This window comes from Chloracidobacterium thermophilum B, from assembly GCF_000226295.1.
In the GTDB taxonomy this organism is placed as follows: Bacteria; Acidobacteriota; Blastocatellia; order Chloracidobacteriales; family Chloracidobacteriaceae; genus Chloracidobacterium; species Chloracidobacterium thermophilum.
Window position 1 is genome coordinate 1,001,445 of sequence record NC_016024.1, and the last position, 26,281, is coordinate 1,027,725.

Below are 26,281 nucleotides of genomic sequence, written 5' to 3' on the forward strand. Positions count from 1 at the left end.
CTGCCATGAGTTCCATCTTTCGTGGTCTGATCCTTGGCGCTGCCTGGTGGCTGCTGCTGGTCAGTAGCGCCGCAGCCCAGTCCAATGCCATTCGGGGACGCATCCTGGATGAACAGGGAAGCCCTGTTCCCAATGCCAGAGTGGCCCTGCAGGGGCGTGATGTCAGTGTGCGGCTCACGACGGTCAGCAGTGCCAACGGCGAATATGCCTTTGAAAACGTGGCCGGACGCGAATACCTCATCGAGGCCGAAGCGCCCGGCTTTGCCCGGACGACGCGCCGCGTCACACCCGGCGAGGCTGCCGACGTTACTCTCAAGGTGGAAGGAATTGCCGATGTCGTGGTGGTCACGGCCGCTGGTGCGCCCCAAACCGTGGATGAGGTCTCCAAGGCCATCACCGTCATTGACCGCCAGGAAATCCTCGACCGCAACGAGTTTGCCCTCTACGAAGTGTTGCGCACCGCGCCGGGTATCCAGATTCTCAACAACGGCGGTCCGGGCGCCTTTACCCAGCTTCGGACGCGGGGGCTGCGCCCGGATGCCACAGCCATCCTCTACGACGGGTTGCGCTTCCGCGATGCCTCAACCACACAGGGTGATGCCACATCGTTTATGTCCAACCTCAACTTTGTGGATTTCGGACGGGTGGAGTTTCTGCGCGGGTCGGGTTCGTCGCTCTACGGGACGAATGCCGTGGGCGGCGTCGTCAACATCGTCTCCAATCCCGGCGGCGGCCCGACAACCGGCTCACTGCAACTCGAAGGTGGCGGACTGGGACTGTTTCGCGGACGGTTTCAGCTTCAGGGCGGACTGGCCGGCGACCGTTTCACCTACAGCTTTGCCACAACGCACCTCAACGTCACACGCGGCGTCAACGGCTGGACGCCCACGCGCAGCACGGGGGTTCAGGGAACGCTGCGCTATGACTTCACGCCCAACATTTCGTTGACCGGGCGCGTCAATGCCTCAGACGACTTTGTGGCGCTGCAAATCAGTCCGACGACGGCGGGCATTCCGGCGGCCAACTTTCCCACGGTCGGCGTCATTCCGGCGCGGTTTCTGCCGGCCGACCAGGTGCGGCGGCTGATTGCCGGTGTGCCGTCCTCCCAAATCATCTGGGGAGATACGACCATCATTCCCAACCGGCAGGACCCGGACAACCGCCGGTCGTCTGACTTTGCCATGGGAGCGGTCATCTTCAACCACACCATCAACCCGACGGTAGGCTACCGGGTGGCGTGGCAGCGGGTGCATACGGCGCGCGTCTTTCAGAACGGCCCCGGCGGCTTTGGCTTCCAGCCGGTTACTTCCAACTTCCTCAACTATGTCGGCGACATTGACACCGTGGATGCACGGGTCAACTGGCAGCCGGCGCGCTGGTTCACCTTTACGGCCGGCTACGAGTTTGAACACGAAGCCTACTTTGACCGGCAGGACAACCGCCTGCCCGATCCCCGGCGGCGGGTGAACGTACAGACCAACATCAGCCAGAACGCCCATGCCGGCTACTTTCAGGCGCAGTTCCGGTTGCTCGAAGACCGGCTTCAGCTTTCCCTGTCGGGACGGACGCAGGGCTTCCGGTTGAATCGTCCCACGTTTGTGGCGACCGGGACGACCAGTGCCTACGCCAACGTGCAGCTCAAAGCACCGCCAACGGCCTACACCGGAGACATTTCAGCCTCGTATTTCGTCCCGACAACCAGGACCAAGCTGCGCGCCCACGTGGGCAATGCCTATCGCGCGCCGGCGCTCTATGAACGCTTCGGGGGTGGCTTTTTCAACAATCCCGTCACCGGTCTGGTCAACTTCACGCCCTATGGCGATCCGTTCCTCGCCCCGGACCGGTACAACTCGTTTGACGCCGGAGTGGACCAGTATTTTTTCCGCGACCGGCTGCAAATCGGCATCACCGGCTTTTACACCCGCGTCGTGCAGATTACAGCCTTTGATTCGAGTGGCGTGCTGAATCCGGCCACCGATCCTTACGGGCGCTCTTCGGGATACATCAACGGTTCGGGCGGTATTTCACGCGGCGTTGAGGTCAGCTTCAATGCGCGTCCCACGACGACGCTGACGCTGAATGGTTCCTACACCCACACCAGCGCCGGCACGGACCGCGACGTATCGGTACGCGGCTTTTTCCGCATCTTTGGTGTTGCCGAACACACCTTCACCTTTGTGGCCAATCAGGCACTCGGCAAGCGCGTCAATATCAACTTTGACCTGGCGGCCTACAGCCGCACCTATGCGGCGCTGTTTGCCGTCAACCGGTCACGGGCGTTTGAAGTGCCGGGCTATGTCAAGGCCGATGTCATGGGCAGCTACACCCTTCCGGTCGGCAATGACCGGACGTTGCGTTTCTACGGTCAGGTTGAAAACCTGTTCAACCGGCGTTACTTCACCGGAAACGGCTGGCTGGCGCCGGGTGTCGTGGGGCGCGGCGGTGTGGCCTTCCAGTTCTAGGTGGCAGCCGAAATGGAAGCCGGGCCGCCAGACCGTTTTCTCGATGTGGTGCGCGCCGATGGCGTCGTCAGGGAACTGCGCGTCATCGAGGGGCAGCTTTTCGTCTGCCAGGGCTGCTGCTGCGGACAGACGGAGCGGGGGATTCCAGCCGTACCGCTCGACGCCTACAAGCGTGAGTGGAAAGGGCGTGGGCTGCGGTTGCGCGTGCACCTGACAGTCACCGGCTGCCTGGGCCCGTGCCCACTGGCCAACGTCATCCTCATTCTCTTTGGCGGGGAAACGGTCTGGCTGCACTCCGTCAACGATGAAGCGACCGTGATGGCGGTGTTTGACTACCTTGAAGCCATGCTGGCCGCCGGGCGGTATCTCCCTCCGCCCGGCGCGCTGGCGGCGCGGCATTTCAACCGCCACATCTTTGATTCCGCTTCACCCGGCGTCTGGCGCAGTGAGAAGCGGAGTGACCTGACGCAACCGCCTTCAGCAGACCCGGCGGCAGGACAGGTGACAGCTGTCGGAAAGGTGTCCGGGTAAGCCTTCATGACACGACTTCTGGCCAATCTGGGACTGGTGGTATTGGCGCTGGGGCTGTCAGCGCTGGCCGGGAAGTACGGCTTTGCCTGGCAAAAAGCTGCGCTTTCGATGCCGCACCACAGCGACAACACCGCAGCGCAGCGCCCATCACGCATCATTTCAACCGAATACAATGTCAATGAAATCGTCATGGACATGGTTGCGCCGGAGCGGATTCTGGCGCTCAGCCAGGATGCCGACAATCCGGGCCTATGCAACATCTTGGAACGCACCGCGCAGATTCCGGGACGGGTGGCGTCCAATCCGATCCGGGTCGAGCAAATTCTGGCGCTCGAACCGGATGTGGTCTTCGTTGGGGCTGCGTGCCCGGCAGAAACCGTGTCGTTGCTTGAGCTGGGCGGTGTGCGTGTCGTACGCATCAACCGTGGTTATACGATTAGCGAAATTCAGGAAAACATCCGGCTTATTGGCAACGCCGTTGGCGAACCGGCGCGGGCGGAAGACCTGATTGCCGGGATGAATCGTGAACTGGCGACTATCCGCCGCATTGTGGCTGATGCGCCAGCGCCACGGGCGCTCTACATCGGAAGCGGTTATGGGTACACCGCCGGGATTGGCACCTACACCGATGAGTTACTTCATGCGGCCGGCGCGCGCAATGCCGCACGGGAAGCCGGCATCAAGGCGTGGGGCAAAATCGCCCTCGAAACGGTCATTGAGATGGACCCGGATGTGATTTTTGTACCCGACACCGGCGGTCGCGCGCACGGTGCCGTCGGTATGCGGCTGGTCATTCCGCCAAAACCACTCGAACAGGACCCGGTGTGGCAGGACGTGCGGGCCGTCAAATCCGGCCGGGTGGTGACGTTGCCCTCAAGCCTGCTGCTCTGTAACTCGCACTACAACACGCGGGCGGCGTGGGCTATGGCACGGGCGCTGCATCCTGACCGGTTTCAGCAGAATTCGCCATGACGCGCCGTGACGCATGGATGTTGACCGGATTGACGCTGCTGCTGACCGGGGTGGTCATTCTGGCAACCGCTCTGGGGACAGCAAATGTGCCCCCGCTGCGCGCCATGCGCATCCTGTGGGATGTCCTGACCGGCAACGAAGGTGACTATCCGGCGTGGCAGCGAACCGTCCTGTTGTGGGTACGTCTGCCGCGCGTCCTGACAGCGGCGCTGGTCGGAGGCGGGCTGGCGCTGACCGGGGCCGTGATGCAGGCGATTTTTCGCAATCCGATGGCCGAGCCGGGCATCATCGGCGTCTCGGCGGGGGCGGCTTTTGGGGCGGTGACGGCGCTGTATCTTGGCGCGACGACCTTCTCGATGCTGCTGGCTCCGACAGGCGCTTTCATCGGCGCGCTCGGCTGCACGTTTGTCGTCTATGCTCTGGCGTCAAGCGGGCGCGGACGGCTGTCGGTCACGACCCTGTTGTTGTCGGGGGTTGCCGTGGGCAGTATCGTGTCGGCCCTGACCTCGTTTGTGCTCGCTTTGTCGCTGCGCCAGTGGGAGGTCGGGCGGCAGATGCTCTCTTGGCTGATGGGGGATTTTGAAGGGCGCTCGTGGGGCCACGTGGCGCTGGTATTTCCGCTGACCCTGGTGGGGAGTGTCTGGCTGGCACTGCACGGCCGGGAACTCAACCTGCTGCTGACCGGTGAAGAATCCGCGCTGTCGCTGGGGATTGACGTGCCGGCGCTGCGCCGCAACCTGATTGTCTGGGCTTCGCTGGTGACGGCGGCGGCGGTCTCGGCCGTGGGGGCCATTGGGTTTGTTGGCTTGATTGTGCCGCACCTGTTGCGTCTGGTGATGGGGCCGGACAACCGCCGTCTGTTGCCAGCGGCGTTTCTGGGCGGAGCGGCCTTTCTGGTGGTGGCTGACATGGTGTGCCGTCTGGCGTCTCTGTCGGACTTGCGTCCGGGTGTCGTCACCTCGCTGGTCGGTGGGCCGTTCTTTCTCTACCTGCTCATCCGGTCGCGGCGCACGTGGGCGGCCACGGTGTGAAGCTTTTATGGCATTTCTTGAACTCAACGACGTGTGGTTTGAGGTGAATGGCAAGGCGATTGTACGCGAAGTGTCCCTGTCGCCGCCGCCAGGCAGCTTTCTGGCCCTGATCGGACCGAACGGCTCCGGGAAGACAACGGTGATTCGGTTGCTTGCCGGGCTGCTGTTACCAACCCGTGGTGTGGCTTATCTGGAAGGCCGTGACCTGCGCCAGTGGTCGCGCCGGGAAGTGGCGCGGAAAGTGGCAGTCGTTCCGCAGGATACGCATCTGGATTTTGCGTTTACCGTGCGCGACATCGTCGCCATGGGACGGCACGCACATCTGGGACGTTTCCAGCCGGAAGGGGCGCACGACCGCGCCGTGATTGAACAGGCCATGGCGCGGGCCGACATCCTGGATTTGCGCGCGCGGCTGGTCACAGAGCTTTCCGGCGGAGAGCGCCAGCGCGTCCTCATTGCGCGCAGCCTGGCAACCGAAGCGCCGACGATTCTGCTCGATGAACCCACGGCCAGTCTGGATGTGGCGCACGCGCTTGAAACCTACGAGCTGTGCCGAAGGCTGGCCCGCGAAGGCAAAACCATCGTGATGGCCGTCCACGATCTCAATGCCGCCGCCCGTTATGCTGACCGGGTGGCGGTGATGCAGGGGGGGCGGTGTGTGGCGCAGGGCCGGCCCGAAGAGGTGATGAACGAACGCCTGCTGGCCGACGTGTTTGGCGTACAGGTGGAAATGTACCGGTCACGCGGCGGGTGGATGAGTTTTGTCTTTCACCTGGGGCCGGTTGCCGCTGAAGTGGCGGAGTATCCGCGCTAGTCCTCTGAACAGACCCGTGCATCGTGCAGGCCTGTTTTTGCCGTAAGTGTCTGTGGGAGCGTCGCCCGGAATGGCCGGGCTGATCGCCACAGAGGGCTGGCTTTGCCGTGGACATCATGGCTAAAAGCACGGTGGTTCTCTTTGGCAGCCCACTTTTCGGGACATACCCGGACAGACGCAGACAGAGGAGGTGTTCACCATGCCGGCGCGGGCGCTGATGGTGCTGGGGACGGCATCCCATGTGGGCAAGTCGCTGCTGACGGCCGGGCTGTGCCGCATCTTCAGACAGAACGGCTGGCGCGTTGCTCCGTTCAAGGCGCAGAACATGGCACTCAACTCGGCGGCCACACCCGACGGCGGAGAAATCGGCCGGGCCCAGGCGCTTCAGGCCGAAGCCTGCGAACTGGCCCCGACGACCGACATGAACCCGATTCTCATCAAGCCGTCGTCTGATCAGACGGCGCAGTATGTCGTTCAGGGGAAGGTTTGGCGCAACCTGACGGCGCGCGATTACTTTTCTTTTCGGGTACGGGAACTGTTCCCGCGTGTTCTGGAAAGCTACACCCGCCTGGCTGAACAGTTTGATCTCATCGTTCTCGAAGGAGCCGGCTCGCCGGCGGAAATCAATCTCCGCGACTACGACATCGTGAACATGCGTATGGCACACGCGGCCAATGCCGCCTGCCTGCTGGTGGGGGATATTGACCGGGGCGGAGTGTTTGCCTCTCTGGTGGGGACACTTGTGCTGCTGGACGAAGCCGACCGCGCGCGGATTCGCGGGACGGTCATCAACAAGTTCCGGGGCGACCGCAAGCTGCTCGAACCGGGGCTGGCTATGCTGGAAGCCCATACGCAGCGGCCATGTGTGGGCGTTGTCCCATACCTGCCCAACCTCAAGCTCGATGAGGAAGACAGCGTGGCGCTGGAAGACCGCCAGACACCGGCCCGCATCTGGAAGAGCTTGCCAAACACGCCGGAGCGACCGCTGCGCATTGGCGTCATCGCGCTGCCGTGGATGTCGAACTTCACGGACTTTGATGCCCTGGCTGCAGAGCCTTCCGTGGCCCTGGCCTTTCTGGAACGTCCTGAAGACGTGGCGGCGGCAGATGTCATCATCCTGCCCGGAACGAAGCAAACCCTGCACGACCTGCGCTACCTCCGCGAACGTGGCTTTGTGCCGCCGCTGCTGGCGCATGCCCGAACCAGGCCGCTGGTGGGCATCTGCGGTGGGATGCAAATCCTTGGGCAGCGGATTGAAGACCCGACCGGCGCGGAAGGCGGTGGCTGGGATGAGGGGCTGGGATGCCTGCCCATTGTGACCGTGCTGCGGTCCAGGAAGTGGACGACGCCAGCCACCGGGCGTTGGCGGCCGCCGACCCTGTTTGGCCAGCCGGCGCCGAACCTGCGCGCCGAAGGCTATGAGATTCATCTGGGCGAGACCGTCTATGCCCCCGGCGCTGAAGGGCTGTTCGACGTAGTGCGCGCCACCGGGGAACAGGTCGTGGATGGCGCCGTTTCACCGGATGGACGAATCATCGGAACGTACTTGCACGGACTGTTTGATGACGACAATTTCCGGCATCACTTCATCGCGGCTGTCCGCCGCATGTGTCATCTGTCGCCGGCCGAAAGCCTGCGCAGCTACCGGTCAGAGCGACGGCAACGCCTGGACGATCTGGCGGCGGCCTTGCGTACGGCGCTGGACGTGACCCGGATCGAGCGTTGGCTCGCAGCCTGATCGCCCCCAAGCTTTCCTTCCCCTCGTACGTATGAGATTCCGCCTCACCCGCCATCCATTTACCGTTGTTACCTGTGGCCTGGCGGCCGTGGCGTTGTTTTACATCGTCTTTGCGATAGTTGTTCTGGGGCGCTACGGTGGGTATGAAAAGGATTTCGGGTGGCAGTACAAGGTTGAAGCTGACCACTATGCCCTGGCGGCCAGGGATGAGTCCTTGCGCGAGGTGGACGGCTGGCGGCTGGTGGCCATCAATGGCGACACGCGGCTGTTTCCCATCGCCCGCGACCGGATGATATGGCTGCACCTGCGTGACATCGCACCGGGGCAGACCTACACCCTGCAGGTTTCCCGGGGGGCGGAGATGCGGGAACTGACCCTGACCTCGTCTCTGCGCTGGCAGTGGCAACTCGTGTGGCACGCGCTGGCATACGGCCTCGTCACGCTGTCGTTTGCCGGTTTTGCGCTCTTTCTGGGGTTTCTGCGCCCGGAAGACGGACTGGCGCGGCTGGCGGCGCTGGCCGCTTTTGCCACATCCGCCATTCCCTGTTTTCGCATGCTGGAACCGGTCGCGCCGTTGTTCTCAACGGTGGAGTTGACCCTGTTCTATGCCATGGTCACGTCGTACCCGATCTTCCTGGCGCTGGGGGTGCACTTCTACGCCCGTTTCCCGTCGCGCGCACGGCTGGCTGCGGTATGGCGTCCGGTCATTGTGCTTGGCTACGTACTTGGGGCGCTCATTGGGGGTGGGTATCGCTGGCTGGACTGGGTGACGGTACAGGGGCGGCCGCAGGCCATCGAGTTGATGATTCGCTTCGGGACGGTTTTTTATGCCCTTGACCCGCTGGCGTTGGTGTACCTGCTGGCCGGGTTTGTCGTGCTGGTTGTGGTTGTCACCGGGAACTACCGGCGTTTGAAGGAACCAGACGACCGCCGCCGAATTCAGTGGGCCGTGTATGGGACACTGGTCGGTATTGCTCCCTTTGCCGTGTTGACCGCCGTCGAGGTGGTTTTTGGAGCGTATCGCGGGGCGCTGGCCGCCAATCCAACCTACCAGCTTCTGACCTTTTTTTCCGAGATAACCTACATCGCCATCCCGGTGACACTGGGTTACACCATCGTGCGCCACCGGCTGTTCGATGTGAAGGTCATCGTCCGGCGGGGGGTACAGTACGCCCTAGCCAAACGCGCCCTGACCGCACTGGTTGTCGTCCCGCTGGCCTGGCTGGTGTTGATGGCCCTGCTCAACACGCATCTGACCGTCCGTGAGCTGTTTCTGACGAATCCGCTTTCAGTGGCGCTGGGCATCTTTGCGGCACTGGCCCTGCGTTTCCAGGCGCCATTGCAGCAGTGGATCGATCGCCGTTTCTTTCGTGACCAGTATGACCGTGAGCGGTTGCTCATCGAGCTGCCCGAACAGCTCAAGCAACAGACCTCGCTGGACGAGCTGACTGACCTGGTGACGCGGGAAATCACGGCGGCGCTGCATCCGAAAACCTTTCGGCTGGTGTTTCTCTCTACAGCGGCAGGGCAGGAAACCCTGGCGGAGACCCAGAGGCCAAGCCGGTATCTGTCGCTGCCAGAACGCTCTCCGCTGGCGGACTACATGCAGTTGGCGACCGGCGCCCAGGATGTGCCGCTGCCCCCGGAAGCACAACTCAGTGCGTTTGAGCAGTCTATCCTTGAACAGGTGCAAGCGGCCCTGCTCGTGCCGATGAAGAATGCCGATGGGCGGCTCGTCGGTTTGATGATGTTGGGGGAAAAACAATCGGAAGAACCCTATTCGGCGCTTGACCGTCAGACCCTGCAGGCGATTGGCGCACAGGTTGGCATCATTCACGACAACACCCGGCTTCGGGCACAGGTGGAGCGGGTTGAACGGATGCGCCGCGAAGTGCTGGCGCGCCTGGACGAACAGGAAATCAACCTGGTCAAGGAATGTCCGGTGTGCGGCCGGTGCTACGATGCCAACGTCAATCTCTGCGCTGATGACCGGGCGGAACTCACCCTGTCCCTTCCGGTCGAGCGGGTCATTGAAGGGAAGTACCGCCTGGACAGCCTGTTGGGAAAGGGTGGGATGGGCGCGGTCTATCTGGCCCACGATCTGCGCCTCAACCGGTCGGTGGCCATCAAGGTCATTCTGGCGCACCTGTTTGGCGATCCGGCGGCACTGCGCCGCTTTGAACGCGAGGCGCGCACGGCGGCGGCGCTGCGCCATCCCAATCTGGTGGCCGTGTATGACTTCGGGCGCACGGGTGCTGGCGGCGCATACCTCGTCATGGAAGTGGTGCGGGGACGCTCCCTGCGGGCCGAGCTGCGCCAGCGCAGACGACTGGACGGCCCGACGGCGGCGCTCTGGTTCGACCAAATCTTTGAGGGGATCAAAGCGGCGCATGCGGCCGGGATTGTCCACCGCGACCTGAAGCCCGAAAATGTGGTCATCTGCGATGACTGCTCCGCTGAAAGCCGCCAGCCGGTGATCAAGGTGCTTGACTTTGGGCTGGCCAAATCCAGCCTCGAAGACGAGCAGACCATCACGCGCCCCGGCATGGTGATGGGAACAGTGGGGTACATGGCGCCAGAGCAGGCCATGGGGCGTGAAGCCGTCGCGGGCAGCGACATCTTTTCACTGGGCGTCATGCTGGTTGAGGCGCTGACAGGCGATGTGCCATTCCCGCGCCGCAACTTCAGCGAATACGTCGTCGCCGTCAGAAATCAGACCATGCATTTGTCTCTGGGAACGACCCCGGAGGCGAAGACGCTGGAGCGCATCGTGCGCCGTGCCCTGTCGCGTGAGCCGGAAGAACGGTATGCGTCGGTTGCCGAGTTTCAGGCGGCAGTCATCCCGGCCCTACAGTTCTATGCGGTGCATCCAGCCGCTGCGCCAAAACCTGCGTCAGCCGACGATATGCCAACTTTGCCCGCTCCCCGCCACCTGGAAGGCTCCGCCCACGCCCCCACCCTGGCCGAACCGGCCGCGCCGGACATCAAGCCATAAGGCGGATGTTGCCATAGCGCCGGGTGACGCCGGTTTGGTCAAGCCATTCGAGCAGGGGAATGGCGTACTTGCGCGGCAGGTCGAACAGCACCTTGAAAGCCCCCACATCGAGGGTTTCACCTTTCGTTTTTGCCTGCCGCAGGCGCGCCAGCAGTTCGGACGCGGCTTCAGCGTGCAGAAAAAAATCCCCGACCCGCACCAGCCGCCCTTCGATTATGAGCAGTTGAACATCGGCCAGCACCTGTGTCGCCGGGCGGTTGGTCAGACGGCACAGGTCAGGCAGCGTCGGCATGTGCCATCCGGCCTGGCGGCAGAGTTGTTCCACGGTCTGTTTCTGCGCCGTATCGGAAGCAGAAAGTTGTACCTGGTGGCTGGCCAGGCGCATGGCATGCGCATCAGCCACAATCCGTTGCTCGTGGACAAGCCGGGTGACGGCATGCTGGAAGACTTCCGTTGGCAGGTTGTGGGCCGTCCGCTGGCGGATTTCCTCCCGTGGCAGGTCAGGTTGGCGGGGCCGTTCCCGGTGGAGCGTTTCGAGCGTGGTGGTGATGTTCTGACAGAGCTGGTCAAGGGCCGTCTGTGCGACCAGACGCCGGGCCGGGCCAAGGAAGACACACTCCGGGGTGCGGCGGGCAAAGGCTTCCAGTTCGGCATCGCTGTCGCCGGTCAGGCTGGCCAGTTCGGCAAGCGTCAACCCGGTCGCGCCAGTGCGCCGGACAAATGCCATCCGCCGCTGGTCGCCGCCAGCCGCCAGTTGTTTTAGAACGTCATCCGTCTGCCGCGAGCGGCCGCGCCGGCGCGGTGGATGGACATCGAGAATCTTGCCGCCGCCAATGGTTGTCGCCGGTGAGTAGCGCCGGAGAATGAACCGGTCATCGGGCAGGGCCAGCAGAGGCGCTTCCAGCCGGAGTTGGGCAAAACAGACGTTGCCGGGGGGCAGCTCGTGCCGACCGTCGAGCAACGTCACCCGCGCCATGACTTCGCTGGTGCCGTGGTGCAGGCGTACGCGGGTGTTATCCGTCAGTGGACCGGGTGCGTCGGCCAGCAGTTCAAGCTGTACGTCAAGGCGCGACGTTGGATGGAAGCGGTGCAGCGGTGTGACGACATCGCCCCGGCGCAGGTCGCCAACCTCCAGAGACGTGAGATTGAGGGCCACCCGTTCCCCGGCGTGGACTTCCTTGCGCGCGACGCCGTGGACTTCAAGCCCGCGAATCCGTGTGACAATTCCGCCCGGCTCAATGCTGACTTCTTCCCCAACGGCGAAAGTTCCTGAAATCAATGTTCCTGTGACAACCGTTCCAAAGCCCGGCCGGGTGAAGATACGGTCAATGGGCAACCGTGGTGGACAGGCGACCGCGTGGGGGCGGACAGCGGCTGCTTCGCCGGCCAGCGCCTGAAGCAACGCCTCACATCCCGCGCCAGTGTGGGCGCTGACGGCAACGACCGGTTTGCCGGCCAGAAAGGTGCCCTGGGTGAAGCGGGCGACATCATCGCGGATGAGTGCCAGCCAGTCGGGTTCGACCAGGTCGCACTTGGTCAGGGCAATGACACCGTGGGAAAGTCCCAGCAACTGGCAGATGGACAGATGCTCAACGGTCTGGGGCATGACGCCTTCATCAGCTGCGATGACCAGCAGCACCAGGTCAATGCCGTGGGCTCCAGCGAGCATGTTTTTGATGAACCGCTCGTGGCCGGGCACATCCACGAAGGCAAACCGCCAGTCCCGGTAATTCAGGTGGGCAAACCCCAGATCAATCGTCATGCCGCGCCGCTGCTCTTCGGGCAGCCGGTCCGGGTTGGTGCCGGTCAATGCCTGGACAAGCGAAGTTTTGCCGTGGTCAATGTGGCCGGCTGTGCCAATGATGACGCTGCGTTCCATGCCGACTGTCCACGCCTGCCAAAGAGGCAGGGGGCTTATCTGAATCCGGCCTGGCGGGACGGAAGGCGCAGGGAGTTGGCAATGACCCCAACCTCCCGGTCGTAGCGGGCGCGGTTGTTCACCGGATAGACAAACTCAAAGCCAACCTGAAGCGACGGGCGGACAATTTTTCTGAGGTAGAAAATCCGCGTGCCATCCGATTCGTAGCCCGACACGACGAAAAAGCCCCTGCCGACCGTACGGTATGTGATCTGCCGCCGGTTTTCCGCGCAGCGGCGGAGTTCTTCCCGCAGGGCGCTGGCAGGTGTTTCCCCAAGAACGTTGTACCCGCCCCAGACGCGCAGTTCGGCATCGTCTCCGCCGGTGAAGACTTGCCCATCGCCGTTGTCGGATTCACCTTGGGGGGTGAAGTCGGCCGGGTAGGCAATACGATAACCAAAGCGGGCATTGGTGTAGGTCTGAAAACCCGCTTGTGCCGGGGTAAGTGCGGTTGTTGTGGTGGGGGCCAGCGTCAGGACCCAGCCGAACCACACCAGCCCGATGAGCCAACGCGCTGACTTGATGGCTGATTTCATCATGGTGACTCCGGTGAGTTCAAAGAGGACGGCGGTCCCGATGCCACGGCCCCTTGAACCGCATGGCATTGGCGATGCTCCGTCCGGGGTTGAGAAAACTGCGCACGATTCCACGCCAGAACTGATTTCGGACGCGCTTCTCAAAGCGTTGGATGAGATGCTTGTCCAACGCATCTTCGCCCATCAGCCACAGCGTGCCCACTGTGGGCGTAATGATCAAATCCACATAGGACATCGGACTTTTCCCATCCGGCCGGGGTGCCCGTCCGACGTTGCCCAGCGAGGCTTCGCTGATGGGGCCCAACTCAAACTGCGTGCTGTAGGCGGCTGACCAGACCATCGCTTTCAGGCGGCTTTTCCAGTAGGTCTTGCGGGTGGGTTCGAATTCGAGGTAGCGGCCGCGCGGATCATTCTGAATCTGGATATATCCCGACGCCGCACCCATGATGGGGTGTCCGATGTAGTTGACCAGAAACGGGTCCCCGTCCCGCCAGCCGCGCAGGTTGCGAACGGACTGGAACCAGTCCCGGAAAAAGGGGCCTTTGATTTCCTTGCGCGTCCCGTCCTCGGTGGCAAAGCGCAGAATATGTTGCAGGCTGTTGAACAGCGCCGCCTGCCGCAGGGCCTCACCCCACTGAAAGCGGTCTTCCGGGGCCTGTCCATCACCTTTTGCCGGGGCCTCATCCGGGTCCGTTGCCGGGGATTCATCTGTCGCTCCCTCACTGGGGCCTTTGGGGTTGGAAGCCGGTGGCTTCAGGTATCCCCTGGTCTCCGGGGATGGCTCCAAAGACTTCTGAGGGAAGCTGGCGACAGGAAAGACCAGCCTTGTGGGCGGATTGGAATGGGCGTCGTACGAAGAAGCAACCGGTTCAGGCGTGGAAGGGATGTCTTTTGGCGACCAGCCGATGTGCAGCGGCTTGATGTCGTCTGATGTCTCCGAATGGGGCGGACTGTCCTGTGCCAGCGCTGAGGGCGTCAACACCAGACAGCATGCCATGACGAACCCCCGAGCACACCTCCGGGCTCGTCGTTTGGATGCTCTATGTAAGACAGAAGTTACATAAGGGTAAGACTTCAGTTTCACGCCAATGTTTCCCTCCACGGCTTGTTCTCGAACTTTTCGTTTTGGCATCAAAGGAGAAAAAGACGCCTATGCCGTCTTGCAAGCGTTCTCCCCGGAGACATCTTTTCTTCGCGCGCCTTCATCACACTTCGCTTTGCTTCTGGCTGGTTGGGATGCTACTGGGATGCTTTTCAGTTGTCAGCGCCCAGTCGGAATCCGGTAGTGCCGGCATCGAAGGTATCGTTTCGGAGGCATCTGGTACGCCTGTCGCTGGGGTCAGGGTAGTCATCAAAAATAAAGAAACCGGTTATACCCGAACTGTGACGACAGACGCCAATGGGCGCTATGCCGCGGGCGTACTTCCCGTAGGATTGTATGAGATTGAAGCTGCCGCGCTGGGTGGTGGTCAACCCGGTCGGCAACTTGTCAAGCTGACGGTGGGCAATACCGAGCGGGTGGACATCACGCTCGAAACGGAAAACGTCCGGGAGTTCATCGAAGTCACGGCTGACCAGGGCGTTGTGGACGTACAGGAATCCGCCTCCGGTCTCAACATCAGCGAGCGGGCGATTCGTGACCTCCCGGTGCGCGGACGCAACTTTGCCGAGTTTTTTCAACTCCAGCCAGGCGTGATGCAGGAGCAGGACCGGAGTGGGCTGGTGGTTGCCGGGCAGCGTTCAATCAACTCCAATGTCGCCGTGGATGGCGCTGACTTCAACGACCCGCTTCAGGGGAATCAGCGCGGCGGCAATGAAGCCGTGTTCTTTTTCCCCCAGTCGGCTGTTCGTGAGTTTCAGGTGGTGCGCGCTGGCGCCAGCGCCGAAATTGGACGCACCAATGCCGGCTTTCTGAATGTCGTGACCAAAAGCGGCACGAACGAGTTTCACGGCGAAGCCTTTTACTTCAACCGCAACCGGTTTCTGACCTCACCGGACGCCTTTGGGCGTGACCTGGACAACCTCCAGAATCAGTTTGGCGGCAGCTTTGGCGGCCCGATCAAGCGCGACCGTGTCTTTTTCTTCACGGCCATCGAGCAGAACTTTCTGCGCGTACCGTTTGTGGTGAGTTTCAACGTCCCGACCGGGCAGACGCTGCCGCAGGTGCTGCGCGACCTGGAAGGCGAAAAACGCGGCAGCAACAACCCGACGGCGCTGTTTGTCCGGGGCGATTACATTCTCAACAGCCGCAACACGCTCAACACCCAGTACAACTACACGCGGCTGCAAGGTGACAACTTCAATTTTGAAAACGCCCGCCAGACCAGGGCCGAATCGGTCAACTACTCGCGCCAGAACCGGAGCCACGGCTTCAAGACAAGCCTGGTGACGGTGGTGACGGATCGGTTCGTCAATGAAATCCGGGGGCAGATCGCCGGTGACGACCGCGACGAAGTGCCCAACTCGCTGGATTCACAGATTGACATTTCCGGCGTTGGGACAGTGGGAGGGGACAACAGCCGGCCGCGGACGTTCCGCACGCGCCGTTTCCAGCTTTCCGACAACGTCAGCTTCAACGGCGGACGGCATCAGTTGCGCTTTGGTTTCGATCTGAACATCAACCGCGTGCAGCAGCAGCGCGCCGCCGCTATTCAGGGGCGGTATGGTTTCACCGGGGGGAACGCCCTGCTCAACTACACCCGCGCCCTGGCCGGTGTGAACACCATCAACCGCTACCGGGGCTTTCTGCCGGGAACGCCGCAGGAACCGGCGACCTTCCGGGGCGTCCAGCAGGAGATTGCCGCTTTTATCACTGACAAGATTCGGGTCCTGCCAACCCTGACCATCACCTTGGGGCTGCGTTGGGAAGGGCAGTTCAATCCGCAACCGGCCTCACCCAATCCCGACATTCCTGAAACCCAGCGCATTCCCAACGATCTCGAACAGTGGCAGCCGCGTCTTGGGTTGGCCTGGAACATCAACGGCGACAAAAAGACCGTCGTCCGCGCCTCGGCCGGGTTGTTTACGGCGCGCACGCCGGCGACGCTGTTCCAGCGCGTCAACACCGAAAACGGCATTGCCAACCTGGCCATAGACACCAACAACATCCCTTCCGGCTCACGCCGCAACGCGCTGCTGGCGGCCATCTTCCCGTCCTTCCCGCGTGCGATCACGACGCTGCCGGCCGGTTTTGCTCCGATTGACTTTCCGCAGCGGGTCTATGGCTTTGCCCCGGACTTCCAGAATCCACGGTCCTTTCAGGCATCGCTCACCATTGAGCGGCAACTGTTTCAGCACTGGAATGCGACGCTTGGGTTCATCCGCAACTCAACCTGGGATTTGCAACGGCGCGTCAACCGCAACCTGCCGCCGCCGGGCAGCCCCGGCTACGTTGTTGTTGGAAACTCCGGCTATGTGTTCTTCAACACGGCGTTCCGTCCGATTCAGATTCTGAACGGACGCAACTACGGCCCGATTCTCATCAACGAGTCGTCGGCGCATTCGAGTTACAACGGCGGCATGCTCACTGTCACCCGACGCTATGCCAACCGCTTCCAACTGACAGCCAACTACACGTTCTCACGGACGATGGACGATGACTCCAACGAGCGGAACTTCAATCAGGAGTTCGCCATCAACCCCTTCAACCTCAAGCTGGAGCGCGGGCCGTCGAAGCAGGACATCCGGCACAACTTCAACCTGAGCGGACTGGTGGACCTGCCCTATGGTTTCATCGTAAGTGCCATCATTGTCGCCCGGTCAGGGCTGCCCTACACAGCCATCATCGGGGATGATGTGAACAATGATGGCAATGACAACGACCGCGCCATCATCAATGGCGTCGTTGTCGGACGAAACAGCTTCCGCCAGCCCAACTTCTTCAACCTCGACCTGCGGGTGGCCAAGAGTTTCCGGCTCGGCGAAACCAGGCGGCTTGACTTTCTGGCTGAATTCTTCAACGTGACGCGCAACACCAACAAAAACTACGACGTGGATGCCATTGCCATCGTCGAAGGCCCGCGGCCGTTATCCAACGGCACGCTTTCGACAGCGGCGCTCAATCCGGCTGGTTTTCTGCCCTACAGTGCGCCCTCGACCGCGCGTTTTGGCGGCCCACGGCAGGTACAGCTTGGCGTTCGCTTTACGTTTTGATTCCCGTCTGGCAGGAAGGGGCGGCTTTCCGTTCAGTTTGACGGTGGCTGCCTCTCCTGCTCCAAGGCGTGCATGACGCGCAGCACAAGGTCTTCCCGCCAGTGGCGCGCCACGACCTGCACGCCAACCGGCAGGCCGGCGCTGTCACGCTCAACCTCGCGGGCTGTGCGCTGGGTCAGATCAACCGTGTCCGGCCGGTCGCTTTCTTCGTTGGGTCCGACGGCTGTCCACGGCACAACGCCGGCCGGCATACCAAGCAGGTTGTAAAGCGCCGTGTAACTGACGGCTTCTGTTGTGTAGGCGCTTGCCCCGTGCGTCAGGGCCGGCAATCCGTCGGCCGGGCAGAGCAGCACGTCGCAGCGTTGCTCATCGAGTTTGGCCAGAAATCGCTCGCGGTATCGCTTTTGGGCTTCGACGAGCTGCCAGTATCCGGTGGCCGTTCGGGAACGCGCCGCCCGCAGCAGCCGGGCCGTGGCGCGCTGTCCGGCAACGTCAGCGATGCGGGCCAACATGTCACGGGCCACGTTTGGCAGCCGCACCAGAAGCAGGTAGGGCCAGAGAGGCGTCCAGATTGGTTCGTCCGCGAGCAGGTCGCGCGCGTAGCGCAGGTCATCGGCCAGCAGGATGCCGATAAACAGCCCAAAGGCTTCGGCAACGTCCGGCGGCTGCCAGGGGATGACCTCTGCGCCGCGCCGCTCAAGGGCATCGGCGGCTTCCCGGATGGCGCGCCGGATGGCCGGCGCGGGACGGAACAGCCCGTTGTCAAGGTAGTAGCCGACGCGCAGCCCCTGAAGTGTGGAGGTGGTTTCCGGCTCTGTCCAGGGAACGGGTGGAACGGCCGGGTCGCGGCTGGTGTCTTGTCCGTTTGCGGTCAGGACGCGCATGGCCAGTATCAGGTCTTCCACGTGGCGCGCCATGGGTCCCGGCTGGCAGACAATGGCTTCCATGCCGGGGAACACCTCGGCGTGCCCCTGCATCGTCAACCGGTGAGCGGTTGGCTTGAGTGAAGCGATGCCGCAGGCATGGGCCGGCAGGCGCAGGCTGCCGCCAATGTCACTGCCCAACCCAAGCGGCGAGCCGTAAGCGGCGATGATGGCGGCCTCGCCGCCGCTGCTCCCGCCGGGTGCCCGGCGTGCGTCAAGGGGGTGTACCGTCCGTCCGTACAGTGGATTCTCACACTCATTCGCCATGGCGATCTGCGGCAGGTTGGTCTTGCCCAGGACAATCGCCCCGGCCTGACGCAACCGGGCCACAAGTGGCGCATCCTGGTTAGCCTGGCTGTAGGCGCGTTGTGTCAGTCCAAGTGTGGTTGGCGTCCCGGCCAGATCGAAGGATTCCTTGATGGTGATGGGCAGCCCGTGCAACGGCCCGAGTAGCGCGCCTTGGGCGCGGCGGGCGTCGGCTTCGTCAGCCGCGCGGCGGGCCTCCTCAAAGCACGTCACCACGACCGCCCTGAGCTGTGGGTTGACTGCCTGGATGCGTTCGATGTGGGCATCCACGACGGCGCGTGCCGAAACCTCGCCCGACGCCAGGCGGCGGACAAGGTCGGTCGCACGCATCTGAACAAGTGGATTTTCCGGCTGGGGAAGTCGTTCGGTCATACTGCATACCTCACTCTTCATCCGCCGGTTCTCATTTTAGCGCGGAACGTACTGTGGCGGTGGTGTTGCCGGTGCTGTCGGCACCACCGTTCGCGCTGGCACTGGGGGCTGGGGTGAGGGCATCGCAGGTGAGGGAGCCGCGTTGTTGCTGTCACTGCTGAAAATCTCCTTGAACATCCCGACGGATGACAGCAGGCCCGAGGCTTCGACCGGCATAAAGATCACTTTGCTGTTGGGGCTTTGGGCCATTTCGCGCAGGGACTCAATGTAGCGTCCCATGATGAGGTAGTGGGCTGGATTGCCGGCGCCTCCCAGCGCCTGGGCCACCATCTGAATGGACCGGGCCTCGGCTTCTGCCGAACGCAGGCGTGCTTGGGCGGCACCGTCGGCGCGGAGAATCTGCATCTGGCGTTCCCCTTCGGCGCGGGCAATGGCAGCTTCGCGTTCCCCTTCGGCGCGGGTGATGGCGGCCTGCTTTTCACCTTCAGCTTGCAGCACGAGGGCCCGGCGGTTCCGTTCGGCCGTCATCTGCTTTTCCATTGTCACGCGCACATCTTCCGGCGGGTTGATGTTGCGCACTTCGACGCGCGTCACCTTGACGCCCCACTTGTTCGTCGCCCCATCCATCACCGTCCGCAGTTTAGTGTTGATGATGTCCCGTGAGGACAGGGTTTCATCGAGGTCCATTTCGCCCATCACGCTGCGCATGGCCGTGAGGGTCAACTGGATGATACCGCCAGAGAGATCGGAAACTTCATAGACTGCTTTGTAGGGGTCGGTAATCTGCCAGTAGATGACTGAATCCACGCCGACCGTCACGTTGTCTTTGGTGATGACGGGCTGCATCGGCAAGTCCGTGTACTGCTCACGCAGGTCAATGTAACTCATGCCAATCGGAAATCCCGTCCAGTTGACGGTACGGGGGGAGTCAATAAAAGGCGCGATGATGTGGGGTCCGCTGCTGAGGATGCCGGCATATCTTCCCAGCCGTTCGATAATGACAACCTGCATCTGCGGCACAATGCGAATGGACTTGGCCAGAATGATCAGAATGGTAATTGCCACGAAGAGGCCGATAAACACGAGAAACCCTTCCATATTCTGCTCCTTCCTCAAAAAGCTCTGCTGACGGTTTCAACGACTGAACTTTTCACGAACGAAACTTCGCGTAACGCCCCAGCAGCTTTTTATTGTCGCTGGGTTTGTCTGGCAGCTCTCCAGTCTGGCAGGGGGTGTAGCGGGCGCACATAGAGATGGTTGCCTTCAATGCGTACCACTTCGCATTCTTCACCAGGTTTCAGGTGATCTCCGCCCAGGGGCAGCGCCGTCCAGACGGTGCCATCGAGTTCCAGTTCCGCTTCGCTGCGCGGCCCCCGGCTTTCCGTGACGACGACGCCCCGTTTTCCAATCAGGCTGATGTCGCCCAGTGCCGGCAGCGCCGGTGTGGAGCGTTCCAGCCACCGCTGGAAGATGCGCCGTGTGCTCACCGTCAGCAGGGTTGAAACCACAACGAAGGTGAGCAGTTGGAAGGGGAAGCTGAAACCAAATGCAGCCACCAGGGCAGCCCCAGCAGCTCCGATGCCGAACCACAGGGCTATGAACGTCACCGTGGAGACCTCTACCACAGCAAACAAAGCTGCGATCACCAGCCACACCGCCCAAAGGTAGTCTGTTATGCCCTGCATCATCACCTGACCTCTTCTTTGCCTGCCCTATACGCCGGCACTCAGCAAAATGTTTTTGTTTTTGCGCAATCCAGGGAAGACTAAGGAATGTAACACGCTTTGGCGAGTGACATCACCAAAACACGGCATTGGTGTGACCAGGCAAAGAAAAAACCCAAAGCCGACCGCCCGAAAATCCCCGGAAAACGCCGGAAGCCGGGCGTCCGTGTGAAATCACACTTGACGTTTCAGTCGGTGGGGCGTAAGACTTGCATTCAAACGAATGTTTCAATCAAGTGATTGAAATGGTGAACTTATGAACATTCCTCGTTACTGCACATGGGTCGGGCTGGCATTCATTCTGGCAGCTCTGATGACATCCCTGGTACGCGCCCAGGACGAGTTTCCGGTTTCCAGTCCTGCTTCCGACGAACCGGGCCGCCCGGCCATCGCTGGGATTGTGCGGACGGCAGCCCAGACGCCGACAGCCTCCACAACGACTTCCGATCAGGACCTCATCGAGCAGGCACGTCGCCAGATCGCCATCGAGCCACGGGTGGGGGTTGTGCCGGGGTTGAGCCGCCCGCTGGCGCTGCGCGAGGCCATTCTTATGGCGTTGCGGGCCAATCCAGACGTGGAAATTCAGCGGATTGCCGTACAGCAGGCGGCATTTGATGTCAACCGCACCAAGGGGTTTTACGACGTGGTGCTGACAAACCAGTTTGCCTACTCGGCGCTCCGCAATCCGGCCGTCAATCCCTTTGCCGGAGCCGATGAAAACGGAGCCGTCGAGATTCGCGCGGCACAAAACACCTTTGCCTTCACCAAGCCGCTGATGACCGGCGGGCGCGTCGGGGCCGAGTTCACCGTGGCGCGGCAGGACACAACCAACATCTTTGCCGGGGTCAATCCGCTGTTCAGTTCCCAGTTGACCTTCACCTTCACGCAGCCGCTGTTTCGCAACTTTCGGACGGATGAATCCCGCCGCCAGATTGAACTGGCCAAAAAGCGTCTGACGCTGTCGGATTCGCAGTTCCGGCAGCGCGTCATAGACATCGTGGCGCAGGTGCAGTCGGCGTACTGGGATTTGGTCTTTGCCCGCCGCGAAGTCGAAATCCGCGCCGAAGCTGTGGCGCTGGCACGCATCCAGCTTGAACAGAACCGGCGCTTCGTCGAGGCCGGTACGGCGGCTCCAGTGGAGATCGTATCGGTCGAAGCCCAGCTCGAACAGCGCCAGGAAGAGTTCCTGCTGGCGCTGGAAAATCTGACGCGCGTGGAAAATGCCCTCAAGTCCCTCATCCTGGACCAGCGCCAGGCGCCCCTGTGGCAGGAAGCCATTGTGCCCACTGAACAGGTCAACCTCGAACCGGTCAACATTTCGCTTGATGAAGCCGTGCGAGCCGCGCTCGCCAGGCGGCCGGAAATGGAGCAGTTCGACATTCAGAAGACGGCCAACGAGATTGACATCCGGTTTTTCCGCGACCAGCTCCGTCCGCAGTTGGATTTCGTCGGTTCCTACAGCTTGCAGGGGCTGGCCGGGACGCCGCTCCCCATCACGACCAATCCTTTTGCCGGTGGTTTCAATACGGCCGTGCTGGAAAGGTTGAACCTCCTTTCGGCACAGGCTGGACTGGGGCCGGTCGTGATTCCGCCGCCGACCAACCAGACACCGGGCGTGTTCATCGGCGGGTTTGGGCGCAATCTCAGCAATCTGTTCACCAAGAACTTTTATGGCGTGCGGGTTGGCGTCAACCTGAGCTTCACGCTCAACAACCGTACGACCCAGGGCGCACTCGGCCGGGCGTTGGCTCAGGACCGGCTCATTGCCGCCCAGCGCCAGCGTTTTGAAACCCAGGTGGAAACGGAAGTGCGTAACGCGCTTCAGTCCGTGCAGACGGCGTTGCGGCGGGTGCAGGCGGCGCGGGCCTCACGGGTGGCAGCCGAGGCGCAGTACGCCAGCGAAATGCGCCGCTATCAGGTGGGTGAGTCCACGAACTTCCTCGTGCTTGACCGGCAAAATGCCCTGTCTGCGGCGCGGGGACGGGAAGTGCGCGCCCTGACGGACTACAACAAGGCGGTCGTAGCCCTTCAGCGGGCGATGTCCACCACGCTGGATGCCAACAGTCTGACGGTCAAGCCGGCGGATGGGTCACGTCCGGCGGATGTACATCCCGATGTCGAGCCAACACCCTGAGCCACTTCCAATGAACACCATGCGTGGTTGGCTTCAGCGCCCGTTTCTGCGCCAGTGGGCGGCCGACTGGTCGCCGCTGCGGAGACGTGCCTTCCGTCTCTACTTTGGTGGACAGGCGGTGTCGTTGCTCGGCACCTGGATGCAGATCACGGCACAGTCGTGGGTGGTATGGGAACTAAGTCACTCGATGCAGTCCCAAGGCGTTGTGGCGCTGCTCGGTTCCTTGCCGCTGATATTGTTGGCGCCGTGGGCCGGCGCAGCGGCTGACCGTTTCGACCGCCGGAAACTGCTCATTCTGGCGCAGGTGGCCGCGATGCTGCTGGCCTTTGCGCTCGCCCTGCTGGTGCAAACGGGGTGGATTCGGCTCTGGCACGTCTATGGACTGTCGTTTCTGCTTGGCGTCGTCGCGGCGGTTGAAATGCCGGCCCAACAGGCTTTCATCGGCGATCTGGTCGGGATGTCCGAAGTTCGCAAGGCGTTGGCGCTCAACGGCATTATCGTCCAGCTTGGACGGACGGTGGGACCAACGCTTGCCGGCTGGGCGATTGCCCACATCGGCGTGGCCGAAGCCTTCTGGGTCAATGGGGTGAGTTTTCTCGCGGTTATTGCCAGCCTGCTGGCCATCCGCAGCGTCACCACGGAGCGGGCTTCCCAGACCGGCATCAGTCGGGGTGGCTTTGGTGAGGCCGTCCGGTATCTGCGCTCCCAACCGCGCCTGCTCGACCTGCTGGCCTTCACCATGCTGGCCGCCTTTTTCGTCCTGTCGAACCTGACGATTTACCCTGCGCTGGCCACAGTTGTTCTCCGTGGGGATTCCCGCACCTTGGGCTGGCTGCTGGGGGCTTCGGGGGTAGGGGCGCTCATCGGTTCAGTACTGGTGACGCACCTGAGCCGGGCCATTCCACGGGTGGGGGCGGCGCTGGTTGGGTGTACGGTGTGGGCCGGCGTCATGGTGGTGTGCAATTCCTGGAGTCGTACGCTCCCGGCGGCGGTTTCGTGTATTGTGGCGACAGGGCTGGCCGTTCCCTTCATTTTCACGACGGCCAACGGATTGACGCAGATGCTCGCTCCAGTGCAGATGCGCGGGCGGCTGTTGAGCATCCTGCTGATGGCCGGCTTCGGTCTGCAACCGGTTGTAGCCATTGGCATTGGTTGGATTGGCGACCGGTTTGGCCCGTCACAGGCTCTGCTCATCAACGGTCTGTGCCTGATTGGCGGCGGACTGCTGATGATGGGGCGTCCCGGACTTCTGGGTTGGCAGGTTGGCGTGGCGACGACGGGGGAATCTACACCGCCGGGCGTGGCACCGGCTCAACCGGCATAAATACCCTGACTGGTGTCAGCCTTGGGGTCAGGTGCCTGAGACAGGCTGACCCGGAAACCCGATTTTGAAGCGCAAGCACAACGCAGGAATGAAACCTATGGCTCAAGCCAATGCTGGTCATCAGGCGGCGGCTCCGGCAGGTGAATCCAAGCTGCCAAAACGCAAGGCAAAACGCGCGGCTGAGGGCGAAACAGCCGATGCCAAGACCCGCCTGCTGGTGGTGGCGGAGCGGATGTTCGCTGAGCGGGGCTTTGCCTGTACGAGCGTCCGCGATCTGGCCGCCGAAGCCGGCGTCAACATTGCGGCTGTCAACTATCACTTCCGCAGCAAGGAAGAGCTGTACCTGGAAACCCTGCGTTATGCGATGCGGCGCTCAAAGGACATCACTCCGCGTTTTGCGCGCATTCTGCGGCAGGCCCAGCAGGTGGGCACGCCAGAGGCCGCACAGCAGGGCATTGTGCACTTCATCGAGACCTTCATCAGCCATCTCTATGGTCAACCGGCCGGAACAGACTACTCGGCAGCGTTGATGTCGCACGAGATGCTCCATCCGACCGGCGCCCTTGACATCGTGGTGCAGGAATTCATCCAGCCCCGCTTCGAGATTCTCATGGCGCTGATCCGGCTGGCGCGCCCCGATCTCAAGCCGGACCTCGATGTAGCTTTCCATGCCTTCAGCATCGTTGGGCAGTGCCTGCACATGCACTTCTGCCGTCCCATCGTTCTGCAACTGACGGGAGAAGGGAAGCTGACGGCGCGTTTCCTGCGTCGCATGGCGCGTCACATTGCCGGATTTTCCATCAGGGGGCTGGCGGTGGCGGCGCCGCGGCCGGTGGAGACGCGGCTGGCGGGGACTCCGGGCGCAGGTGGGGAAACAGAATCACATCCCGAATCGAACGCTGATTCGTCAGCAGCATAACCAGCCGGTCAATGCCGATGCCTTCGCCGGCCGTGGGCGGCATGCCGTAGGCCAGCGCCCGAATAAAATCTTCATCGAGCGGCATGGCTTCGTCATCTCCCGTGGCGCGCGCGGCCAGTTGCTGCTCAAAGCGCCGCCGTTGTTCGTCGGGATCGTTGAGTTCGGTAAAGGCATTGGCGCATTCCATGCCGCCGATGAACAGCTCGAAGCGATCCACAAAGTTCGGGTCGTCGTCAGCGTGGCGGGCCAGGGGACTCAACTCGGTCGGAAAGCGCGTGATGAAGGTCGGCTGGATAAGGTGCGGCTCGGCGACGTGTTCAAAGAGTTCGCCCAACCGTTTGCCATAGCCAGCCGTCGGGGCCACGGGCAGATGGAGACGTTCCATGGCGCGCGTTACGCCATCAAGGTCGGCTAAGTCGGCCAGTTGCGGCCGGTCAGGCGTTGGCCAGTAGGCGATGATGGCTTCCTGCATCGTCAGGCGACGCCAGGGACGGGCAAAGGAGATCGTAGCGTCGTTGTAGGTGATGGTCTCTGTCCCGCAGGTCTGGGCGACGACTTCGGTGATGAGTTCTTCCGTCAGCGTCATGAGGTCTTCGTACGTGGCATAGGCTTCGTAGAACTCCAACATGGTGAACTCCGGGTTATGCCGCGTCGAAAGCCCTTCATTGCGGAAGTTGCGGTTGATTTCATAGACCTTTTCAAAGCCGCCGACGATGAGCCGCTTTAGATACAGTTCCGGTGCAATGCGCGCATAGAGCGGCATGTCCAGCGCGTTGTGGTGGGTGATAAAGGGCCGCGCCGTCGCCCCGGAAGCGATGGGCTGGAGCATGGGCGTTTCCACTTCGAGATACCCACGGGCATCAAAAAAGCGCCGGATGGATTGAATAATCCGGGCGCGCTTGACAAACACCGCCCGCACGTCCCGGTTGGCCATCAGATCGGCGTAGCGCCGCCGGTAGCGCAGCTCGATGTCGTGCAATCCGTAGTGCTTGTCCGGTGGCGGGAGCAGCGCCTTGGTAAGAAAGGTAAGCTGTTCGGTATGAACGGACAACTCGCCGGTTTTCGTCCGAAACAGTTTGCCGGCAACGCCGATGAAGTCGCCGAGGTCAAGCCGTTTGAAGAGCAGCCATTCGTTTTCCGGGAGTTCGTTCCGGCGCAGGTAGGCTTGGAGCGTGGCCGCGCCGTCGGTAAAGCGGATGAACGCCGCCTTGCCCATAAGGTTGATGGCCTGAATCCGGCCCGGAACCCGGACGGCAATCGCTTCCTGCTCCAAGGCTTCAGCCGGGTAGGTTCCGTAGGTGGCAACAATCTCACTGACGCTGTGCGTCCGGGAGTAACCTGCCGGATGGGTGGCAAAACCCAGCGCGGCAATGTCGGCCAGATGTTGGCGGCGTTGTCGGGTGTATTCGTTGTCTTCCATGGTGTGTCGT

General features: G+C 62.1%; 18 protein-coding genes. 11 read left to right on the forward strand and 7 right to left on the reverse strand.

Annotation, left to right across the window (positions count from 1 at the left end):
* Positions 1–5 precede the first annotated feature (5 nt).
* The 7 genes from CABTHER_RS04190 to CABTHER_RS15525 all read left to right on the forward strand — a co-directional run bounded on the left by CABTHER_RS04190 (position 6) and on the right by CABTHER_RS15525 (position 10,543).
* Positions 6–2,462 (forward strand): TonB-dependent receptor, encoded by a 2,457-nt coding sequence (locus CABTHER_RS04190; RefSeq protein ID WP_014099344.1) that lies wholly within the window; start codon positions 6–8, stop codon positions 2,460–2,462.
* Positions 2,463–2,993: a (2Fe-2S) ferredoxin domain-containing protein gene (locus CABTHER_RS04195; protein WP_014099345.1), complete on the forward strand. Its 531-nt coding sequence runs from the start codon at positions 2,463–2,465 to the stop codon at positions 2,991–2,993. It begins immediately after the preceding gene.
* Between the two features lie 6 nt (positions 2,994–2,999).
* Positions 3,000–3,965 carry an ABC transporter substrate-binding protein gene (locus CABTHER_RS04200; protein WP_014099346.1) on the forward strand — a complete coding sequence of 322 codons (966 nt, stop codon included), beginning with the start codon at positions 3,000–3,002 and terminating at the stop codon, positions 3,963–3,965.
* The gene (locus CABTHER_RS04205; protein ID WP_014099347.1) at positions 3,962–4,996 is read left to right on the forward strand and encodes a FecCD family ABC transporter permease; all 1,035 of its coding nucleotides are present in this window, start codon (positions 3,962–3,964) and stop codon (positions 4,994–4,996) included. Before CABTHER_RS04200 ends, CABTHER_RS04205 begins: the two co-directional genes overlap by 4 nt.
* Before the next feature lie 7 nt (positions 4,997–5,003).
* Positions 5,004–5,810 carry an ABC transporter ATP-binding protein gene (locus CABTHER_RS04210; RefSeq protein ID WP_014099348.1) on the forward strand — a complete coding sequence of 269 codons (807 nt, stop codon included), beginning with the start codon at positions 5,004–5,006 and terminating at the stop codon, positions 5,808–5,810.
* Between the two features lie 199 nt (positions 5,811–6,009).
* Complete coding sequence (locus CABTHER_RS04215; RefSeq protein ID WP_014099349.1) at positions 6,010–7,548, forward strand: cobyric acid synthase; 1,539 nt, start codon at positions 6,010–6,012, stop codon at positions 7,546–7,548.
* Positions 7,549–7,579: 31 nt separating this feature from the next.
* Positions 7,580–10,543, forward strand: a complete 2,964-nt coding sequence (locus tag CABTHER_RS15525) for a serine/threonine-protein kinase (protein ID WP_014099350.1) — start codon at positions 7,580–7,582, stop codon at positions 10,541–10,543.
* Here the strand turns inward: CABTHER_RS15525 and selB are convergent.
* From selB to CABTHER_RS04235, 3 genes are read right to left on the reverse strand one after another with little or no spacing between them, the layout of a single operon-like run.
* Positions 10,533–12,422, reverse strand: coding sequence for a selenocysteine-specific translation elongation factor (selB, locus tag CABTHER_RS04225; RefSeq protein ID WP_014099351.1), 1,890 nt, complete (start codon positions 12,420–12,422; stop codon positions 10,533–10,535). The genes CABTHER_RS15525 and selB overlap by 11 nt on opposite strands.
* 35 nt (positions 12,423–12,457) lie before the next feature.
* The gene (locus CABTHER_RS04230; RefSeq protein WP_014099352.1) at positions 12,458–12,997 is read right to left on the reverse strand and encodes a hypothetical protein; all 540 of its coding nucleotides are present in this window, start codon (positions 12,995–12,997) and stop codon (positions 12,458–12,460) included.
* Between the two features lie 19 nt (positions 12,998–13,016).
* Positions 13,017–13,994, reverse strand: a complete 978-nt coding sequence (locus tag CABTHER_RS04235; protein ID WP_014099353.1) for a hypothetical protein — start codon at positions 13,992–13,994, stop codon at positions 13,017–13,019.
* A gap of 239 nt (positions 13,995–14,233) precedes the next feature.
* On the opposite strand from CABTHER_RS04235, the gene CABTHER_RS04240 reads away from it, so the two are divergent.
* Positions 14,234–17,149, forward strand: a complete 2,916-nt coding sequence (locus CABTHER_RS04240) for a TonB-dependent receptor (RefSeq protein WP_187288416.1) — start codon at positions 14,234–14,236, stop codon at positions 17,147–17,149.
* Between the two features lie 32 nt (positions 17,150–17,181).
* Here CABTHER_RS04240 and CABTHER_RS04245 read toward each other — a convergent pair whose 3' ends face one another.
* The 3 genes from CABTHER_RS04245 to CABTHER_RS04255 form a co-directional block, all read right to left on the reverse strand.
* Positions 17,182–18,750: an amidase gene (locus CABTHER_RS04245; protein ID WP_014099355.1), complete on the reverse strand. Its 1,569-nt coding sequence runs from the start codon at positions 18,748–18,750 to the stop codon at positions 17,182–17,184.
* A 36-nt stretch (positions 18,751–18,786) separates the two neighbouring features.
* Positions 18,787–19,848, reverse strand: a complete 1,062-nt coding sequence (locus CABTHER_RS04250; protein WP_014099356.1) for an SPFH domain-containing protein — start codon at positions 19,846–19,848, stop codon at positions 18,787–18,789.
* A gap of 89 nt (positions 19,849–19,937) precedes the next feature.
* Entirely contained in the window at positions 19,938–20,438 is a 501-nt protein-coding gene (locus CABTHER_RS04255; protein ID WP_014099357.1) for an NfeD family protein, read from the reverse strand.
* A 292-nt stretch (positions 20,439–20,730) separates the two neighbouring features.
* Here CABTHER_RS04255 and CABTHER_RS04260 point away from each other — a divergent pair, with 292 nt between their 5' ends.
* The 3 genes from CABTHER_RS04260 (at position 20,731) to CABTHER_RS16480 (ending at position 24,851) form a co-directional block, all read left to right on the forward strand.
* Positions 20,731–22,608, forward strand: coding sequence for a TolC family protein (locus tag CABTHER_RS04260; RefSeq protein ID WP_014099358.1), 1,878 nt, complete (start codon positions 20,731–20,733; stop codon positions 22,606–22,608).
* Positions 22,609–22,618: 10 nt separating this feature from the next.
* The gene (locus tag CABTHER_RS15530) at positions 22,619–23,932 is read left to right on the forward strand and encodes an MFS transporter (RefSeq protein ID WP_014099359.1); all 1,314 of its coding nucleotides are present in this window, start codon (positions 22,619–22,621) and stop codon (positions 23,930–23,932) included.
* A gap of 97 nt (positions 23,933–24,029) precedes the next feature.
* Entirely contained in the window at positions 24,030–24,851 is an 822-nt protein-coding gene (locus CABTHER_RS16480; protein ID WP_041569074.1) for a CerR family C-terminal domain-containing protein, read from the forward strand.
* Here the strand turns inward: CABTHER_RS16480 and lysS are convergent.
* Entirely contained in the window at positions 24,733–26,271 is a 1,539-nt protein-coding gene (lysS, locus tag CABTHER_RS04275; RefSeq protein WP_014099361.1) for a lysine--tRNA ligase, read from the reverse strand. The two genes, CABTHER_RS16480 and lysS, sit on opposite strands and share 119 nt — an antisense overlap.
* Positions 26,272–26,281 lie beyond the last annotated feature (10 nt).

What these genes read in the sequence shown, in the direction of transcription:
- CABTHER_RS04235 (WP_014099353.1), bottom strand. Translation starts at nt 13,994, where the DNA reads ATGGCATGCTGTCTGGTGTTGACGCCCTCAGCGCTGGCACAGGACAGT.
- CABTHER_RS04255 (WP_014099357.1), bottom strand. Translation starts at nt 20,438, where the DNA reads ATGATGCAGGGCATAACAGACTACCTTTGGGCGGTGTGGCTGGTGATC.
- CABTHER_RS04215 (WP_014099349.1), top strand. Translation starts at nt 6,010, where the DNA reads ATGCCGGCGCGGGCGCTGATGGTGCTGGGGACGGCATCCCATGTGGGC.
- selB (WP_014099351.1), bottom strand. Translation starts at nt 12,422, where the DNA reads ATGGAACGCAGCGTCATCATTGGCACAGCCGGCCACATTGACCACGGC.
- CABTHER_RS04245 (WP_014099355.1), bottom strand. Translation starts at nt 18,750, where the DNA reads ATGACCGAACGACTTCCCCAGCCGGAAAATCCACTTGTTCAGATGCGT.
- CABTHER_RS15525 (WP_014099350.1), top strand. Translation starts at nt 7,580, where the DNA reads ATGAGATTCCGCCTCACCCGCCATCCATTTACCGTTGTTACCTGTGGC.
- lysS (WP_014099361.1), bottom strand. Translation starts at nt 26,271, where the DNA reads ATGGAAGACAACGAATACACCCGACAACGCCGCCAACATCTGGCCGAC.
- CABTHER_RS04250 (WP_014099356.1), bottom strand. Translation starts at nt 19,848, where the DNA reads ATGGAAGGGTTTCTCGTGTTTATCGGCCTCTTCGTGGCAATTACCATT.
- CABTHER_RS04190 (WP_014099344.1), top strand. Translation starts at nt 6, where the DNA reads ATGAGTTCCATCTTTCGTGGTCTGATCCTTGGCGCTGCCTGGTGGCTG.
- CABTHER_RS15530 (WP_014099359.1), top strand. Translation starts at nt 22,619, where the DNA reads ATGAACACCATGCGTGGTTGGCTTCAGCGCCCGTTTCTGCGCCAGTGG.
- CABTHER_RS04240 (WP_187288416.1), top strand. Translation starts at nt 14,234, where the DNA reads ATGCTACTGGGATGCTTTTCAGTTGTCAGCGCCCAGTCGGAATCCGGT.
- CABTHER_RS04205 (WP_014099347.1), top strand. Translation starts at nt 3,962, where the DNA reads ATGACGCGCCGTGACGCATGGATGTTGACCGGATTGACGCTGCTGCTG.
- CABTHER_RS16480 (WP_041569074.1), top strand. Translation starts at nt 24,030, where the DNA reads ATGGCTCAAGCCAATGCTGGTCATCAGGCGGCGGCTCCGGCAGGTGAA.
- CABTHER_RS04230 (WP_014099352.1), bottom strand. Translation starts at nt 12,997, where the DNA reads ATGAAATCAGCCATCAAGTCAGCGCGTTGGCTCATCGGGCTGGTGTGG.
- CABTHER_RS04260 (WP_014099358.1), top strand. Translation starts at nt 20,731, where the DNA reads ATGAACATTCCTCGTTACTGCACATGGGTCGGGCTGGCATTCATTCTG.
- CABTHER_RS04200 (WP_014099346.1), top strand. Translation starts at nt 3,000, where the DNA reads ATGACACGACTTCTGGCCAATCTGGGACTGGTGGTATTGGCGCTGGGG.
- CABTHER_RS04210 (WP_014099348.1), top strand. Translation starts at nt 5,004, where the DNA reads ATGGCATTTCTTGAACTCAACGACGTGTGGTTTGAGGTGAATGGCAAG.